General features: G+C 70.9%; 14 protein-coding genes. 8 read left to right on the forward strand and 6 right to left on the reverse strand.

The annotated features are described in order from the left end of the window. Positions 1–4: 4 nt before the first annotated feature. Positions 5–382, reverse strand: a complete 378-nt coding sequence (locus CX1_RS03135) for a DUF5319 domain-containing protein (protein ID WP_231129683.1) — start codon at positions 380–382, stop codon at positions 5–7. Positions 383–491: 109 nt separating this feature from the next. On the opposite strand from CX1_RS03135, the gene guaB reads away from it, so the two are divergent. The 4 genes from guaB (at position 492) to guaA (ending at position 6,955) form a co-directional block, all read left to right on the forward strand. Further along, positions 492–2,021, forward strand: a complete 1,530-nt coding sequence (gene guaB / locus CX1_RS03140) for an IMP dehydrogenase (RefSeq protein ID WP_046651379.1) — start codon at positions 492–494, stop codon at positions 2,019–2,021. A 57-nt stretch (positions 2,022–2,078) separates the two neighbouring features. After that, a complete protein-coding gene (locus CX1_RS03145; protein WP_046651378.1) occupies positions 2,079–3,218 on the forward strand; it encodes a GuaB3 family IMP dehydrogenase-related protein in 1,140 nt (379 codons plus the stop codon). A 344-nt stretch (positions 3,219–3,562) separates the two neighbouring features. Further along, positions 3,563–5,284 (forward strand): GMC oxidoreductase, encoded by a 1,722-nt coding sequence (locus CX1_RS03150; RefSeq protein ID WP_060925373.1) that lies wholly within the window; start codon positions 3,563–3,565, stop codon positions 5,282–5,284. Between the two features lie 102 nt (positions 5,285–5,386). Continuing rightward, the gene (gene guaA / locus CX1_RS03155; protein ID WP_046651377.1) at positions 5,387–6,955 is read left to right on the forward strand and encodes a glutamine-hydrolyzing GMP synthase; all 1,569 of its coding nucleotides are present in this window, start codon (positions 5,387–5,389) and stop codon (positions 6,953–6,955) included. Here the strand turns inward: guaA and CX1_RS12255 are convergent. Then, complete coding sequence (locus tag CX1_RS12255; RefSeq protein ID WP_146780647.1) at positions 6,844–7,848, reverse strand: hypothetical protein; 1,005 nt, start codon at positions 7,846–7,848, stop codon at positions 6,844–6,846. The genes guaA and CX1_RS12255 overlap by 112 nt on opposite strands. Positions 7,849–8,065: 217 nt before the next feature. Between CX1_RS12255 and CX1_RS03160 the strand changes: the two genes are divergently transcribed. From CX1_RS03160 to CX1_RS03170, 3 genes are all read left to right on the forward strand, one after another. After that, a complete protein-coding gene (locus CX1_RS03160; RefSeq protein ID WP_060925374.1) occupies positions 8,066–8,374 on the forward strand; it encodes an antibiotic biosynthesis monooxygenase family protein in 309 nt (102 codons plus the stop codon). Between the two features lie 719 nt (positions 8,375–9,093). Then, positions 9,094–9,786 (forward strand): hypothetical protein, encoded by a 693-nt coding sequence (locus CX1_RS03165; RefSeq protein WP_156425052.1) that lies wholly within the window; start codon positions 9,094–9,096, stop codon positions 9,784–9,786. Between the two features lie 16 nt (positions 9,787–9,802). Continuing rightward, positions 9,803–11,509, forward strand: a complete 1,707-nt coding sequence (locus CX1_RS03170) for a Y-family DNA polymerase (RefSeq protein ID WP_060925277.1) — start codon at positions 9,803–9,805, stop codon at positions 11,507–11,509. Between the two features lie 74 nt (positions 11,510–11,583). On the opposite strand, the gene CX1_RS03175 is transcribed toward CX1_RS03170, so the two are convergent. Continuing rightward, a complete protein-coding gene (locus CX1_RS03175) occupies positions 11,584–12,285 on the reverse strand; it encodes an AMIN-like domain-containing (lipo)protein (protein WP_046650816.1) in 702 nt (233 codons plus the stop codon). A 149-nt stretch (positions 12,286–12,434) separates the two neighbouring features. Here CX1_RS03175 and CX1_RS03180 point away from each other — a divergent pair, with 149 nt between their 5' ends. Then, entirely contained in the window at positions 12,435–13,466 is a 1,032-nt protein-coding gene (locus tag CX1_RS03180) for a sucrase ferredoxin (RefSeq protein ID WP_060925278.1), read from the forward strand. On the opposite strand, the gene CX1_RS03185 is transcribed toward CX1_RS03180, so the two are convergent. Genes CX1_RS03185 through CX1_RS03195 form a run of 3 tightly spaced genes read right to left on the reverse strand, consistent with a single transcriptional unit; the run spans position 13,463 to position 16,159 of the window. Next, a complete protein-coding gene (locus CX1_RS03185) occupies positions 13,463–14,167 on the reverse strand; it encodes a methionine ABC transporter permease (protein ID WP_046650814.1) in 705 nt (234 codons plus the stop codon). The genes CX1_RS03180 and CX1_RS03185 overlap by 4 nt on opposite strands. Next, positions 14,164–15,273 carry a methionine ABC transporter ATP-binding protein gene (locus tag CX1_RS03190; protein ID WP_046650813.1) on the reverse strand — a complete coding sequence of 370 codons (1,110 nt, stop codon included), beginning with the start codon at positions 15,271–15,273 and terminating at the stop codon, positions 14,164–14,166. Before CX1_RS03190 ends, CX1_RS03185 begins: the two co-directional genes overlap by 4 nt. Then, entirely contained in the window at positions 15,263–16,159 is an 897-nt protein-coding gene (locus tag CX1_RS03195) for a MetQ/NlpA family ABC transporter substrate-binding protein (RefSeq protein WP_046650812.1), read from the reverse strand. The genes CX1_RS03190 and CX1_RS03195 overlap by 11 nt, the downstream gene beginning before the upstream one ends. Positions 16,160–16,603 lie beyond the last annotated feature (444 nt).

Here is a 16,603-nt window from a genome sequence, read left to right on the forward strand (position 1 = left end):
CGGCTCAGCGCCCCCGGCGGCCGTCGACGAATCCCGCGCAGTAGTCCCACGGCGCGTAGCGGGACGGGTCGGGGTCGAACTGGGGCTCGTGGACGGGCGACTGCTGGCCGTCGAGAAGCAGTTTGTAATGCGTCTCGAGCACGTCCCAGTTGTAGAAGTGCATTTCGGCGCAGTCGTCGCACATCATGGACACGCCCCACAGGCCCTCGGGCGCCAGGACCGCGCGGAATTCGCGCACGGCCTCGAGGTCCTCGGTGACCTCGACGCGTTCCTGATCCGACAGTGGCTCGAACGGCTCGTCGGGGTCGAGCAGGTGCGACGGGTCGTCGGGGTCGCCCTCGAAGGGGTCACGCGGCATGGACGACCAGAAATCACGATTCACACCGCCCACCGTAGCGGGGGCCGGGGCCAAGTTACTACCCGTCCCGGATTGGGATTACCCTGTACGGTAATCCGAACTTTCGGCGGCGCGACCAGGAGGACGACTATCCATGACGAACCCCACCGGAATCAGCCTGGGTGGCGATGACACGGGGAAGATCCCCCTCATCGGCCTCACATTCGACGATGTCCTGCTCATCCCGGACGCCTCGGACGTGATTCCGTCGGCGGTGGACACGTCCACCCAGCTGACCCGCGAGCTGCGGCTCAACGTCCCCATCATCTCCGCGGCCATGGACACCGTCACCGAGTCGCGCATGGCCATCGCCATGGCGCGCCAGGGCGGCATGGGCATCCTGCACCGCAACCTGTCGGTGGAGGACCAGGCGCAGCAGGTGGAGATCGTCAAGCGCTCCGAGGCCGGCATGGTCTCCAACCCGGTCACCTGCACCCCGGACGAGACCATCGGCGAGGTCGACGCCAAGTGCGCCCGTTTCCGCATCTCCGGCCTGCCGGTCGTCGACGAGGACGGCAAGCTGGTGGGCATCTGCACCAACCGCGACATGCGCTTCGAGACGGACCCGAACCGCCCGGTCCGCGAGGTTATGACCCCCATGCCGCTGGTCGTCGCGGAGCAGGGCGTCTCCGGTGACGCCGCCCTGAACCTGCTGCGCACCCACAAGGTGGAGAAGCTGCCGATCGTCGACGGCGAAGGCAAGCTGACCGGCCTGATCACGGTCAAGGACTTCGTCAAGCAGGACCAGTACCCCAACTCCTCCAAGGACGGCTCCGGCCGTCTGCTGGTCGGCGCGGGCATCGGCACCGGCGAGGACTCCTGGAACCGCGCCCATGCGCTGGCCGACGCCGGCGTGGACGCTCTGGTCGTCGACACCGCCCACGCGCACAACACGGGCGTGCTGGAGATGGTGTCGCGCGTGAAGAAGGAGTTCGGGGACCGCGTGCAGGTCATCGGCGGCAACCTGGCCACCCGCGCCGCGGCCGAGGCCATGATCGAGGCCGGCGCCGACGCCATCAAGGTCGGCATCGGCCCGGGCTCCATCTGCACCACCCGCGTCGTCGCGGGCGTGGGCGCCCCGCAGATCACCGCCATCATGGAGGCGGCCGTGCCGGCGAAGAAGGCCGGCGTGCCGATCATCGCCGACGGCGGCATGCAGTTCTCGGGCGACATCGCCAAGGCCCTGGCCGCCGGCGCGTCGACCGTCATGCTCGGCTCCCTGCTGGCCGGCACCGCGGAGGCCCCGGGCGAGACCGTCGTGGTCAACGGCAAGCAGTACAAGATGTACCGCGGCATGGGCTCGCTGGGCGCCATGCAGGGCCGCGGCCTGACGGGCGAGAAGCGCTCCTACTCCAAGGACCGCTACTTCCAGGCCGACGTCCTGTCCGAGGAGAAGCTGGTGCCGGAGGGCATCGAGGGCCGCGTGCCCTTCCGCGGCCACCTGGACGCCATCGTCCACCAGCTCGTCGGCGGCCTGCGCGCCGCGATGGGCTACACCGGTTCGGCGACCATCGAGCAGCTCAACGAGGCCAAGTTCGTGCAGATCACGGCCGCCGGCCTGCGCGAGTCGCACCCGCACGACATCCAGATGACCGTCGAGGCGCCGAACTACTACCAGCGCTAGAACGCCCCCTCGTTTCAAGCCTCTCGCTTGCAGCGCTGACTCTTAAGGAATCCCCAATTGCGTGACATGGTCGAAATCGGCATGGGCCGCGAGGCCCGCCGCACCTACGAGCTCGAGGACGTCGCCATCGTGCCGTCCCGCCGCACCCGTTCATCGAAGGACGTGGACCCGCGGTGGAGCATCGACGCCTACGAGTTCGGCTTCCCGTTGATGATGCACCCCACCGATTCGGTGTCGGGCCCGGAGTCGGCGGCGGAGTTCGCCCGCCTCGGTGGCCTGGCGGTGCTCAACGCGGAGGGCATTTGGGCGCGCCACGAGGACGGCGATGCGGCGATCGCGAAAGTCGTCGAGGCCGCCTCCGAGTCGGAGTGGCCGTCGGCGGAGGCCGCGAACAAGGTGCTCCAGGAGCTCCATTCGGCGCCCATCGACGAGGACCTGCTGGTCCGCCGCATCACGGAGCTGCGCGAGTCCGGCGCGATCACGGCGGTGCGCGTCAGCCCGCAGCGCTGCCGCGAGCTGACCCCGATCCTGGTCAAGGCGGGCATCGATCTGCTGGTCATCCAGGGCACCCTGATTTCCGCGGAGCACGTCACTTCCGACGGCGAGCCGCTGAACCTGAAGGACTTCATCGGCTCCCTCGACGTGCCGGTCATCGTCGGCGGCGTCGTGGACTACCGCACCGCGTTGCACCTGATGCGCACCGGCGCGGCCGGCGTCATCGTCGGCCCCGGCACGACCACGACGCCGGAGGCTCTGGGCATCGAGGTGCCCATGGCCACCGCGATCGCGGACGCCGCCGCGGCCCGCCGGGATTACCTGGACGAGACCGGTGGCCGTTACGTCCACGTCATCGCCGACGGCGGCATCGACACCGCAGGCTGCATCGCCAAGGCCATCGCCTGCGGCGCGGACGCGGTGGCGCTGTCGCAGCTGCTGGCCGACGCCGCCGAGGCGCCGGGCAAGGGCTGGCACTGGCCGTCGGCGGCCGCGCACCCGAAGTACCCGCGCGGTTACGTGGACAACCGCAACCTCGACGTCGAGGCGGCCGACGCCCCGTCGATGGAGGAGCTGCTCTTCGGCCCCACCGCCGATCCGTTCGGCACCCGCAATCTGGTCGGCGGCATCAAGCGCGCCATGGCAAAGTGCGGTTTCACCGACGTGAAGTCCTTCCAGCGCGTGGATCTGTCCATCCGCTAAGGTTCGCGGCGTTCGCGGCCTCTTCCGGTCGCGGGGCGGCCCCGGGTTTTCCCGGGGCCGCCCTTTTTTGCTTTGCGACACCGCCGGCCCCGGGCTCCCCGCGCCGCGGCTCGTGGTCTCGGCTCGTGGGCGCTGACTCGTGGCCCCCGGCTCGTGCGCGACCACGGCCCATGCCTGCACCGGGGGCATTGTTCGGGGTGAAAAACTTTGGCGGGGACATGAAGGCGTCGTAAAGCGGGGTCGGCGACCAGCGGCCACTGCTAGCCTTCTTCGCAAACGAGGGCGCGGGAACGGATTCCGGCGCCGGCGACGGTTGGCCGGGTGCGGCCGCGAAGGAGATGGCGATGGGTGTTCGGCGCGACTACGACGTGCTGGTGATCGGCTCCGGCTTCGGCGGGTCGGTCGCCGCGCTGCGGCTGACGGAGAAGGGCTACCGCGTCGGCGTGATCGAGGCGGGGCGTCGGTTCGAGGACCATGAGTTCGCGAAGACCAGCTGGCGGCTGAACAAGTACCTGTGGGCCCCGAAGCTGGGGCTGTTCGGCGTGCAGCGCGTGCACCTGCTCAAGGACGTGATGATCCTCGCGGGCGCCGGCGTCGGCGGCGGCTCCCTGAATTACGCGAACACGCTGTACAAGCCCCCGTCGCCGTTCTTCCGGAACGAGCAGTGGGCGGGCATCACCGACTGGGAGCGAGAGCTGACCCCGTATTACGAGCAGGCGCGGAAGATGCTCGGCGTGGTGGACAACCCGACGGTCACCCCGTCGGACCGCGTGTTCAAGGAGGTCGCCGACGACATGGGCGTGGGCGACACGTTCCGCCCGACGCCGGTGGGCGTGTTCTTCGGCGCGAAGACCGGCGGGGAGGGCGAGCCCGGCGAGCTGGTGCCGGACCCGTACTTCGGCGGCGCCGGGCCCGACCGTGCGGCGTGCACGGAATGCGGCGAATGCATGACGGGCTGCCGCCACAACGCGAAGAACACGCTGCTGAAGAACTACCTGTACCTGGCGGAGAAGGGCGGGGCGCACATCATCCCGCGCACCACCGTCCGCGAGCTGCACCCGCGGGCCGACGGGTCGTGGGACGTCGTCGCCGAGCGCACCGGCGCGTGGGTGAACAAGCGGCGCCGGACGCTGACCGCCGATCACGTCATCGTCGCGGCGGGCAGCTGGGGCACGCAGAACCTCCTGCACCGGCAGCTTTCCGACGGCCACCTGCCCAACATGTCGCCGCGCCTGGGCCATTTGACGCGGACGAACTCCGAGGCGATCCTCGGCGCGATGCGCCCCACCCTCGACCCGGAGGCGGACTACTCGGAGGGCGTGGCCATCACGTCGTCGTTCTTCCCCGAGCCGCACACCCACATCGAGCCGGTGCGCTACGGCAAGGGCTCCAACGCCATCGCGCTGCTGCAGACGCTGATGACCGACGGCGGGCCGGGCGGGCCGCGCTGGTGGAAGCTGATCAAGGACGTGTCGAAGGACCCGAAGGTCGCGCTGCAGCTGCTCAACCTGCGCAAGTGGTCGCAGCGCACCGTCATCTCGCTGGTGATGCAGAACTCCAGCAACAGCCTGACCACGTACCTGCGCGCGTGGGGACCGCTGCGGATGCTGTCGTCGAGCCAGGGCGAGGGCGAGCCGAACCCGTCGTGGATCCCCGTCGGCAACGACGCCACCCGGCGGGTGGCGGACAAGATCGGCGGCATCGCCGGTGGCACGTGGGGCGAGATCTTCAACATCCCGCTGACCGCCCACTTCATCGGCGGCGCGCCGATCTCGGAGTCGCCGGAACGTGGCGTCATCGACCCGTACAACCGTGTGTGGGGCCACCCGACGCTGCACATCACCGACGGCGCGGCCATGCCGGCCAACCCCGGCGTCAACCCGTCGCTGTCCATCACCGCCATCGCCGAACGCGCCGCCGCGCTGTGGCCGAACAAGGGCGAGGCCGACCCGCGACCGGCCCAGGACGAGGCCTACCGCGACGTCGCCCCGGTGGCGCCCGTCGCCCCGACGGTGCCCGCCGGCGCCCCGGGCGCACTGAATCTGGGGATGCCCACCCGCAGGTGACGGTGGAGGGACACCACGCGGGCGTCGTCAAGCAAGATGCCGACCCGGAGCGGGGGCGGAGCCGAAAACGGCCCGCCCCCGCGGGTGCGCTAAGATCGCGGTGTGTCTGAACAGGTAAATCACCCCGTACTCGTCGTCGACTTCGGCGCTCAGTATGCGCAGCTCATCGCCCGCCGCGTCCGCGAGGCCAACATCTACTCCGAGGTCGTGCCGCATGACGCGCCGATCGAGGAAATCCGCGCCAAGAACCCGCGTGCGCTGGTGCTTTCCGGCGGCCCGTCCAGCGTCAACGAGGACGGCGCCCCGGCGCTGGACCCGCAGCTGCTGGAGCTGGGCATCCCGGTGTTCGGCATCTGCTACGGCTTCCAGGCCATGGCCCGCGCGCTGGGCGGCACCGTCGCCGCCACCGGCGACCGCGAATACGGCCGCACCACGCTGACGGTGGAGGGCGACGACGTGCTCCACGCCGGCGCCCCGGAGAGCCACGAGGTGTGGATGAGCCACGGCGACGCCGTGTCCGTCGCCCCCGAGGGCTTCACCGTCACCGCCACCACGAAGGGCGCGCCGGTCGCGGCCTTCGAGTGCCGCGAGCGCAAGATGGCCGGCGTGCAGTACCACCCGGAGGTCAATCACTCGCCGTACGGCCAGCAGGTGCTGCAGCGCTTCCTCACCGAGATCGCGGGCCTGGAGCAGAACTGGACCGCCGCGAACATCGCCGAGGAGCTGATCGAGGGCGTGCGCGAGCAGGTCGGCGAGGGCCGCGCGATTTGCGGCCTGTCCGGCGGCGTGGACTCCGCGGTCGCCGCCGCGCTGGTGCAGCGCGCCATCGGAGACCGTCTCACCTGCGTGTTCGTGGACCACGGTCTGCTGCGCCAGGGCGAGCGCGAGCAGGTCGAGACCGATTTCGTCGCGGCCACCGGTGCGAAGCTGATCACCGTCGACGACCGCAAGGTCTTCCTCGACGCGCTGGCCGGCATCACCGACCCGGAGACCAAGCGCAAGACCATCGGCCGCGAGTTCATCCGCTCCTTCGAACGCGCCGTGGCCCAGGCTCTGGAGGGCGCGCCGGAGGGCGAGACCGTGGACTTCCTGGTCCAGGGCACCCTGTACCCGGACGTCGTCGAGTCCGGCGGCGGGTCCGGCACCGCGAACATCAAGAGCCACCACAACGTGGGCGGCCTGCCGGACGACGTCGAGTTCACCCTCGTCGAGCCGCTGCGCCTGCTGTTCAAGGACGAGGTCCGCGCCGTGGGCCGCGAGCTGGGGCTGCCGGAGGCCATCGTCGGCCGCCAGCCGTTCCCGGGCCCGGGCCTGGGCATCCGCATCATCGGCGCCGTCGACGAGGAGCGCCTGGACACCCTGCGCCGCGCCGACGCCATCGCCCGCGAGGAGATGACCGCCGCCGGCCTGGACGACATCGTCTGGCAGTGCCCGGTGGTGCTGCTCGCCGACGTCCGTTCCGTGGGCGTGCAGGGCGACGGCCGCACCTACGGCCACCCGATCGTGCTGCGCCCCGTCACGTCCGAGGACGCCATGACCGCCGACTGGACGCGCGTGCCCTACGAGGTGCTCGAGCGCATCTCCACCCGCATCACCAACGAGGTCGCGGAGGTCAACCGCGTGGTCCTGGACATCACGTCCAAGCCGCCGGGAACCATCGAGTGGGAGTAGGCCCCGCGTAGTCCGCGCGCGCCTTCCCGCGAAGCCGAAAGCCGGCCCCCGTTTTCCGGGGGCCGGCTTTCGCGTTCTTCGTTGCGGTTGCTGCTCGTTTCCGCGCTTGCTTGACGACGCTCACGTCGCCTCCGGTTCGGCCTTTCCCGCAGTTTCCGCCGTTCCGGCTGTTCCCGAGGACTCGGTGAGCTGCACCGTGTCGCGGCGGCGCTGCCGCTCGGTGAGGAGGAGTCGTTGCGGCGGACGTCGATGGCGCGGCTCCGCTGCATTTCGGTCATGGCGGAGTGGGCGTCGGCGTCGGAAAGCGAAGTGAGGTCGGGGAGGCGATCGGCGAAAACTATGCGGCGGCCGGGCGTGGCGCCGGCGACGTGGAGGACGGCGCGGATGCGGTCGGCCGGGGCGGTGGAGTCGGCGGGGAATCCGTCCGGCAGCGGCAGCGGCGGGGGCGCCATGTCGGAGCCGGGGCGGCGGAGGGCCCACCAGACGATCGCGGCGGCGGCGACGCCGACGAAGCCGACTGCGGCGGGCACGGGCACGTCGAACGTGCCGACCAGAATGGAGCGCACGACTCGGCCACCGAACAGCAGCGCGATGGTGATCGGGCCGTCCGATCGGCCCGACCACGACCAGGCCGGATCCGGGTCCGGGGCCCGGCGCTCCGGGCGGTTGCGGTCGAGGGTCAGCGCGTGGATGACCAACAACACGAGAACCGTGATGGCCGTGACCCACGCGGCCGCCGGGATGCCGGGCCACGCCAAAGCCGCGGTCAGGATCCCGAACAGTACCGCTGGAACGCCGGCGCGCACCGGGGAGGACATCCGGCGCGCGAGACTCGCCGCCACCTCACCTGCCGTGGCAGGGGACGTGGTGCTCCGGGGCGTGGTGGCCGACATGGCGTCCTTTCACGGGGTGTGCTCGCATCGTGTTTACCGTCGCCTCCAGTGTGACATTCGCCGTGGACGCATGTCGTGGGCCGGTGGGCTGTGGGCTGTGGGCTGTGGGCCGGTGACGGGGACTGGGACTGCTTGGGGCGCGGGCCGGGCCGGTGGGCCGCATGTCGCAGCCATGAGCCGCGGCCGTGCGAGGTTGGGCGCGGCTATGCTCGCGGGCATGAGCATCGTGAAGATCAACGCCATTTCCGTTCCCGAAGGCGCCGGCGAGGAGCTGGAGCGCCGCTTCGCCGCCCGCGCCGGTTCCATCGACGGCCAGCCCGGCTTCGAGGGTTTCCAGCTGCTGCGCCCCACCGCAGGCGACGACCGTTACTTCGTGGTCACACACTGGGCCGACGAGGAGTCCTTCGTGGCCTGGCGCGACGGCGACGCCCGCGCCGCCCACGCCGGCGGCCACGGCAAACCGGTCGCCTCGGGTGCGCAGCTGCTCGAGTTCGACGTCGTCATGGACGTGCCCGCCACGAAGTAGGGGCTCGCGTTCGCCCCGCACCTTCGCCCCGCAGCACCGTCGCCGTCGGCCGTCATGGCCGGCGGCTTTCGCGTGCTCCCGTGCGGTGGTCCCGGGGTTTCGTGCAGATGCGGTTACACCCCTTCCGACGGCTACTGCATTGCCGCAGGCGGAGGGCTTCATATGTGAAGCGGTGGCACCATATGTGCACGAAACCGAGGTGCGCGCGAGAGATCTGCCGGGGTGTCGATGAATGCCGGGCCAGGGAGCGGGTGGGGTACCGGCGGGGCGCCGGCCGGGGGCGCCGGCGGGGCGTCGGGCACGTGACCGGGGCTGTTGACGGCATTCCGCGCATGCGCATACACTTTCGAACGTAGGAAGCTTGTTCGATCGCGTTGTGGTCGGGTCCGATCGTCGGGGAGGTCGTCATGTCCGCGTTGCGCGCCGTGCCGGATCTGTCCGGCCTCGACCGCGAGGCCACCGTCGCCGCGCTGCGGAAGTCCATGGCGGGCCTGGGGGCCGCGGTCCCCGAATCCGCCGACGGCGTCGACGAGGGGTACGGTCCCGGCGGAACCGTCGGGGACGGGCATCGCTCCCCGATGGGGGTCGGGGGTGGGCGAGCGTCTGCGGCGGCCGAAGTTGCCGATGTGCCTGGAGATATCGCAAGTGGGCGCGGTCTTTCTGTGGCGTCCGACGGTGATCGGGGTGGCCGAGGCGTCCGTGGTGTTCGGGGTGGCCGGGTGGCCGGCGTGCCTCCCATGGCGCGGGTCGCCGAAGGGCGCGTTCCCGTTCCCGCCGGGCTGTCGGGGCTTCTCGACGGTGGCCTGCTCAAGGGTGCCGTCAGCTCCATCGACGCCGCGGGCGCGGTGACGGCGGGCATCGTCGCCGAAATCACGGCCGCCGGAGGTCATGTGGCGATCGTCGGGCTCCCGGATTTCTCCCCGCTGAACATCGTCGAACATGGGGGCGATCTCTCACGGGTCCTCGATGTTCCGGAGCCCGGCGATTCGCCCCTCGAAGTGGTGGCGCTGCTGGCGGATGGGGTGGACATGGTCGTCGTGAAGCTGGGCCGCACCCCGCCGCCCTCGGCCGCACGTCCCGTGATGGCCAGGCTGCGGGGCTCCGGCTGCGCGCTGCTGTACGTCGGCGACGGCTGGCCGGGGTCGAAGGTGTCGGTGGCGTCGCGGGTGACGGCGATCCACGGGCTCGGCGCGGGGCACGGGCGCATCCGCGGCGTGGAGTTCCACGTCACCGCGCGCGGGGCCGGCCGCCCCGAACGCGGCGTGCGATGGACCGTCGGCGACTGCCCGGCATCGGAGGCCGCGGCCACCGTATGGGATGGCGACGGCGCGGCACCCGGTGGGCCGGATGCGGACGTGGGTGCGGCGGGTGACGCGAACGTGTCCCCGTTCCCGCTGCGGCGGGCCGAGTGATGGGCGGGGTGCGCTGATGCGGATCCTGGGCATGTGGCTGCCGGATTGGCCGATCCAGGCGGCGCGTGCGTCCGGGGCGACGGGCGATGCCGGGCCGACGGCGCCGATCGCCATCGTCGACGACACGACCATCGCCGCCTGCTCCGATGCCGCACGCCGGGCGGGCGTGCGCCGGGGCCAGGGGCGCCGCCATGCGCAGGCGGCGTGCCCCGATCTGGTCGTGGTGGAGGCCGATCCCGCGCGCGACGCCCGGGAGTTCGAGCCGGTGCTCGCCCGCATCGGCGACGTCGCCGCGGGCGTGGAGGCGCTGCGGCCGGGCCTGGTGGTCCTCGGCGCCGACGGCCCCGCGAAGTACCACGGGGGAGAGGCGAAGGCGGTGGAGATGCTTCTCGACGCCGCCGCCCTGGCCGGGGCTGACTGCCTCGCCGGGATCGCCGACGACGTCATCACCGCGGTGCTGGCCGCGCGCCGCGGGGTGCAGCTGCCCGTCGGCGGCGGACCCGAGTTCTTGCGCGGGGTGTCGTTGGCGGAGGTCGCCGCGGAAACCGCGCTGGATTTCCCCATCGAACTGGGCCGGGCGTGGGGGGATCTGGGATTGAGGACGCTCGGCGACGTCGCGGCGTTGCCTGCGTGCGACGTGGCGGGCCGATTCGGCGCGGAGGGCGCACGGTGGCGCAAGGTCGCAGCGGGTGAACTGGAGCGGCGGGTGTCGCCGCGCACGCCGCCGCGGGATCTTGCGATCGTGCATCGGCCGGAGGAGACGCTGACCCGCGTCGACGCGGCGGCGTTCATCGCCCGTGCGCTGGCGGCGAAGCTGCATCACCGGCTGCGCGAGCACGGCCTGGCGTGCCATCGGCTGGCGGTCACCGCCGAGTTCACCGACGGCGCCGAGCTGCGCCGGGTGTGGCGTTGCGCCGGGCCCCTCGACGAGGCGGCCACCGCCGATCGGGTGCGCTGGCAGCTCGATGGTTGGCTGACCGGGCGCAATGTGGCGGCGGCTGCATCGAGTGCGGCGGGCGCGGGGGCCGGCGACTTCGGCGATGCTCCGGGCGATGCCTTCGGTGAGGCATTCGACGACGCCTTCGACGACGATGCCCCCGACGCCCGCGGCATCGCCGCCCTGACGCTGGAACCGCTGGAGGTCATCGTCGCCGGCGTCGAGCGCGACGCGTTGTGGGGCGGAGCCGACGCCGCCTCGGAACGCGCCGGCCGCGCCGCCGCCCGCGTGCAGGGCCTGCTCGGCCCGGAGGCGGTGCGCCGGCCCGTCGACGTCGGCGGCCGCGGCCCGACCGAACGCGTGGCCATGGTCCCGGTGGGGGAAGAGGCCCCTCCCGTCACCGGCCGGTGGCCCGGGGCGCTGCCCGCCCCGAACCCGGCGGTCACACCCGGCGGCTCCGCGTCGCCGCATTCGCCGTCGGCCCGGCATCCGGCGTCGAAGGTGGAGCTGTGCGACGCCTCCGGCAACGCCATCGCCGTCACCGGCCGCGGCACCCTCACGGCGCCGCCGGCGGTGCTGCGCTGGGGCGGTCGGGACCATGCCGTCACGGCGTGGGCTGGGCCGTGGCCCGTCGACGAACGGTGGTGGACCCCGGATGACGCGCGCCGCGCCGCCCGCATGCACGTCGCCGTGGAGGGGGCCGGCGGCGACGGCGGCCCCGGGCCGCAGGCGTTCCTGCTCATCGGCCACGCCGGCAAGTGGCGCATCGAAGGGAGATACGGCTGAGGGGCCCGGCAAATGACGGACCCGGCGCCGGAAATCCGGGCGCCGGGGCGTCGTAAAGCAAAAGCGGCGAAAAACTAGCCGGTCTCGATGTCGATGATCAGGCGGGTCGGGTTCTGCGCCTTGAACACCTTGAACGGGCGGCGCTCGCCGTCGATGCCCGCCACGTACTGGGTCGAACCCTCGAAGGTGCCGAACCCGCGGACCTCCGAAATGGCCGACGTGCCCTCCGGCTTCACCGGGCCCACCGGGTAATCCTCCAGGTTGAAGTCGAAGGGGTAGCCCGTGCCGCGGACGTCGATGGCCAACTTGTGGGCGCCGCTGACGCTGATCGGGTTGCCGCTGCCCTGCTGGGTCGGCATGTCCTCGTAACGCACCCAGTAGCCCGGCTCGCCCTCGCCGATGAACTCGATGACGATGCGGTCGAAGCCGTCGTGGGAACCGATGCGCACGTCCTTGATGCCCAGGTAGGAACCATCCGCGGGCGTGGCCTCGGCCGGGGCGGCGGAGAACTCGCCCGCCGGGGCGGGATCCGACTCGAGCGTCGCCGGCGAACCGCCGCCGTTGGAGCCGCTGGTCCCGGAAGTGCCGTTGCCCGAGACGCCGGCGGACGACGTCGCGTCTTCCGATCGCATCGACACCGCATTTTCGGGGTTCGCGTCGTCGCCGGGCGCGCAGGCGACGGCACCGAAGGCCAGGGAGCCTGCGGCGATCACCGCCGCCGCGGTACGCAGTGCGGCGCGGTTCGAACGGGTCGAGGTGCGGGGGTGGGACTTCATGCATCTGACCGTAGGTAAGCCTGATTTGATTGGCAATTGGCCCAACCTGTAAAACCCCAGGTCGCGGCGGCCGGTGTGCAAAGTGTTGTGAAACGGTTACCTGACGGGGGCCTCGAACGTGAGACGCGTCACCTTGTTAGGCTGATCCCATGACGGATTCCGTGTGCTCTGACCTGGGACATGAGCCGCTGCCGGGCACGGCGAAGGCGGGCACGTTGTTCATCGCGCTCGAGCACCAGTACGGCTGGAGCCACGACATCCTCGACGGCGGGGTCTTCGGCGACGAGCTCACCGCCCGCATCAAGGAGTGGCTGGCGGAGCGCGGCGGTTCGCTGCAGCTGATCCGCAAGCCGGGGCGCCTGGGCCAGATCCCCTGCGACGGCGTGACCATGTACGTGGCGCACTGCCCGCCGCAGATTCCCGCGCCGGATGGGGCGGGCGCGGATGGGGCTGAACCGGATGCCGCCGCCGCGATCACGTCCCCGCGCCTGGAGGTGCGCCAGGTCTGCGACGTCGAGGAGATGCTTTCGCTCGACATTCGCCTGGGGCGGCCGACGGAGGGGGCGCGGGTCGTCGACAAGCCTCTGCTGCTCGTGTGCACCCACGGCAAACGCGACCGCTGCTGCGCGGTGAAGGGCCGGCCGATCGCGCAGGCGCTCAACAACGTCCACCCGGACGTGGTGTGGGAGACATCGCATTCCAAGGGCCACCGGTTCGCGCCGGCGCTGGTGCTGCTGCCGTGGAACTACTCGTACGGGCGGCTGTCGGCGGTGGAGACGAACCAGATGCTTCACGACGCCTCGTCCGGCGTCCTCCATTCCGGCGGCTGCCGTGGCCGAGGGGTGTGGGACGCCCGCGGGCAGGTCGCCGAACTCGCGGCGCGCGAGGAGGCGGGGGAGTGGGCGCTGGATGCCGTGGCGGCGGTGACCGTGTCCGACGCCGCCGACGCGGTGCTGGCCGATCATGGGGTGGAGCACCACTCGCCGGAGATGATCGAGCGCCTGCGCGGGGTGCTGGTGCACGCCCCCGCCGCCGCCGCGGCCGCCGTCGTGGAGTTCGACGGCGGCCGGACGTTCGGGGTGGCGCTGGGGAAGACGGTCACCGAGGGCGTGGTGTCCTCCTGCGGTGACGCCCCCGGCCCGAAGAAGGGCTGGAGGGCGTTGGCCGCGGCGCGGATCTAGCGGCGCATGACCTTCTTCGCCAGGAAGTTGCCCAGCAGCTGGGCGGCCTGGACGATGAGGATGATCACCAGGGTGGTCACCAGCGTCACGTTCCAGTCGAAGGCGCGGTAGCCGTAGACGATGGCAAAGTCGCCGAGCCCGCCGCCGCCGATGTAGCCGGCCATGGCGGACATGTCGACCACCGCGATGAACGCGAAGGTGTAGCCAAGGATCAGCGGGCCGAGAGCCTCGGGGACGATGACCGTGCGGATGATCCGCCAGGGGCTGGCACCCATCGCGCGCGCCGCCTCGATGACGCCGGGGTCGATGGCCATGAGGTTCTGCTCCACCAGGCGGGCCACGGCGAAGGACGCGGCGATGACCATGACGAAGATCGCCGCCTCGGTGCCGATGGTCTTGCCCACCGCGAGTTTGGTCAGCGGGCCGACGGCGGTGACCAGGATGATGAACGGGATGGGGCGCACGAAGTTCACGGCCACGTTGAGCAGCGTGTACAGCGGGCCCGACGGCAGGACGCCCGACGAGCGCGAGACGTACAGCAGCACGCCGAGCGCCAGCCCGATCAAGCCGCCGACGATCATGGTCACGCCGACCATCCACAGGGTTTCGCCGAAGGCCTCGAACATGCGCGGCCGCAGCTGGTCCCAGTTGGTGTCGCGGGCGAGGATCTCGGTGGCCGGGGCGTAGGTGGCGGCGATCATCGGATCACCTCGCTTTCGGTGAATTCGTTGAGCTTCACGACGACCCGTCCGGCTGCCGCGGCGGCGTCGTCGCCGCTGAGGCGCAGAGTCAACCGGCCGAAGGACCGGGCCTGCACGTTGGTCACGGAACCGTGCGCGACGGTGGCGTCGAGCCCCTCGGCACGCGCGATGTCGAGCACGCGGCCCAGGGGGACGTCGTCGTCGACGCGGACGGTGACCAGCGCGGCGGTGGCGTCGCCAAGCGAACCCTTCGCCGAATCAAGCTCCCGGCCCTCCGGACGGTCCCGCAGCGCGGTGGCGGCGAAACGCCGGCCGACCTCGGTGGTCGGGTGCGCGAACAGGTCGTGGACGGAGGCGTGCTCGACGACGCGGCCGTTTTCCATCACCGCGACGTGGTCGGCGATGGCGCGCACCACCGACATCTCGTGGGTGATCAGCACGATGGTCACGCCGAACGTGCGGTTGACCTCGCGCAGCAGCTCCAGGACATCCGCCGTGGTCTCCGGGTCGAGGGCAGAGGTGGCCTCGTCGGCGAGCAGCAGCGACGGGTTCGTGGCCAGCGCGCGGGCGATGCCGACGCGCTGCTTCTGCCCGCCGGACAGCTGCTCCGGGTAGGAATCGCCGCGGTCGCCGAGGCCGACGAACTCGAGGAGCTCGGCGACGCGGGCCTTGCGCTCGGCGCGGCCCATGCCCGCCAGTTCCAGCGGGTAGGCGACGTTGCCGGCCACCGTGCGGGAGGTGAAGAGGTTGAACTGCTGGAAGATCATGCCGATGTCCCGGCGCACCGCCCGCAGCTGCTTTTCCTTCATCCCGGCGATGTCCGTGCCGTTGAGCAGCACGCTGCCGGAGGTGGGGGACTCCAGGCCGTTGACCAGACGGATCAGCGTCGACTTGCCGGCGCCCGAGTAGCCGATGACGCCCAGGACACCGCCCGGCTCGACGGACAGCGTCACGTCGTCGAGGGCGCGGGTCGCGGACTTGCCGGAGCCGAAGACCTTGGAAACGCCGCGCAGCTCGACGCGGGTGCCGGGCCGGCGGTCCGCGGTGGCGGGGCCGCCGGCGGCGGGTGCGTCGAGCTGGTCGGGCGTGCCGTGATTACTCGGCATCGGGGTTCTCGCGGGCATCCTTCTCGGCCGCCTCGAGGATGGCTTCGAGGTCCTCGACGGGGCGCTTGACCGGGATGGAGGTGCCGCGGGAGTCGCGGGCGACGGCTTCGGTGACCTCCGGGCTGTGCCAGATCTCGGCGAGCTTCTTCAGCTGCTCATTGTCCTTGTTGGCCTGGGTGGTGGCGAAAACGTTGATGTACGGCTCGGCGGCCTTGTCGTTCGGGTCGTCCTTGAAGATCGCCGAGTTCGGGTCGATGTCCGCGCGATCGAGGAAGGTGTTGTTGATGACGGCCGGGGTGCCCTCGCCGTAGGCGGCGGGAGTCTGGGCGGCGTCGATCGGGGTGACGCTGACGCGGGACTTCTCCGTGTCGATGTCCAGCGGCGTCGGGTTGACGGAGCCGCCCTTGAGCTCGATGAGGCCCGCCTTCGCCAGGACGCTCAGGGCGCGGCCCTGGTTGGTGGAGTCGTTGGGGATGACCACCTCGGTGCCGTCGGCGATGTCCTCGACCTTGTCGCCGCCGGTCCAGTACAGGCCCAGCGGAACGATCTCGGTGGATGCAATCGGAGTCAGGTCCGCGTCGGAACCGACGTTGTACTGCGCCAAGTACTTGATGTGCTGGAACAGGTTGACGTCGAGGTCGCCCTCGTCGAGGGCGGTGTTCACCGGGGCGTACTCGTTGAACGGCTCGATTTTCATGTCGATGCCGGCTTCCGCAACTTTCTGTTCAAACACGCGCCAGGCTTCCTTCTGGTAGTCCGTCGTGCCGATGCGGATGGTGTCGCCCTCGGCGAGCGGCTCGGCGGCCTCGTCGTTGCCGCAGGCCACCAGGCCGGTGGCCGCGAAGGCCAGGGCGACGGCGCCGGCTGTGAATCGTCGCAATGCCATGTGCTTCTCCTTGCAGTGGGGGCCCGTCGCGCAGTTCGCGAATAGACCAAGCTGTCTTGTTGTGGGATCAGCGTAGCACCCTGGGCGGATCGGACGGAAAGTGGCGCAGGGGGTGCGGCTTGTGAATTACTCGAGTGTGGCCGCTAGTGGACGTCTCAGCGGCGCTGAAAAAGGGAGTTGTTCGATCATAAGGCCAGGTCAGGTGCATTGTTCCACAACCGATCATGTCGGCGTGGTTGACGTGAGACGGAGTCGCTTCGTTGGGTTGTAGGCAATGCAATTTCTCGGTGCTGCGGTGGGTCCAGTGTCTTCGTGCCGTACTGGAGAGGGGTTTAGCGGGAAATCGCTATCGCAGTCGTGGGCGGTCAGGGGGGGGGCTTTCGGCGAAAGCTGCGACTGGCGCAGTTCGACGCTGGGAGTGCGGATCCTGTGGGGTGCTAAGCG

It is taken from the genome of Corynebacterium xerosis NBRC 16721 = ATCC 373 (genome assembly GCF_001552415.1).
In the GTDB taxonomy this organism is placed as follows: Bacteria; Actinomycetota; Actinomycetes; order Mycobacteriales; family Mycobacteriaceae; genus Corynebacterium; species Corynebacterium xerosis.

Excerpts from the sequence above, each read along its gene's own strand:
- CX1_RS03150 (WP_060925373.1), top strand. The coding sequence starts at position 3,563 with ATGGGTGTTCGGCGCGACTACGACGTGCTGGTGATCGGCTCCGGCTTC.
- CX1_RS03180 (WP_060925278.1), top strand. The coding sequence starts at position 12,435 with ATGACGGATTCCGTGTGCTCTGACCTGGGACATGAGCCGCTGCCGGGC.
- CX1_RS03190 (WP_046650813.1), bottom strand. The coding sequence starts at position 15,273 with ATGCCGAGTAATCACGGCACGCCCGACCAGCTCGACGCACCCGCCGCC.
- CX1_RS03175 (WP_046650816.1), bottom strand. The coding sequence starts at position 12,285 with ATGAAGTCCCACCCCCGCACCTCGACCCGTTCGAACCGCGCCGCACTG.
- guaB (WP_046651379.1), top strand. The coding sequence starts at position 492 with ATGACGAACCCCACCGGAATCAGCCTGGGTGGCGATGACACGGGGAAG.
- CX1_RS03160 (WP_060925374.1), top strand. The coding sequence starts at position 8,066 with ATGAGCATCGTGAAGATCAACGCCATTTCCGTTCCCGAAGGCGCCGGC.
- CX1_RS03170 (WP_060925277.1), top strand. The coding sequence starts at position 9,803 with ATGCGGATCCTGGGCATGTGGCTGCCGGATTGGCCGATCCAGGCGGCG.
- CX1_RS03185 (WP_046650814.1), bottom strand. The coding sequence starts at position 14,167 with ATGATCGCCGCCACCTACGCCCCGGCCACCGAGATCCTCGCCCGCGAC.
- CX1_RS03195 (WP_046650812.1), bottom strand. The coding sequence starts at position 16,159 with ATGGCATTGCGACGATTCACAGCCGGCGCCGTCGCCCTGGCCTTCGCG.
- CX1_RS12255 (WP_146780647.1), bottom strand. The coding sequence starts at position 7,848 with ATGTCGGCCACCACGCCCCGGAGCACCACGTCCCCTGCCACGGCAGGT.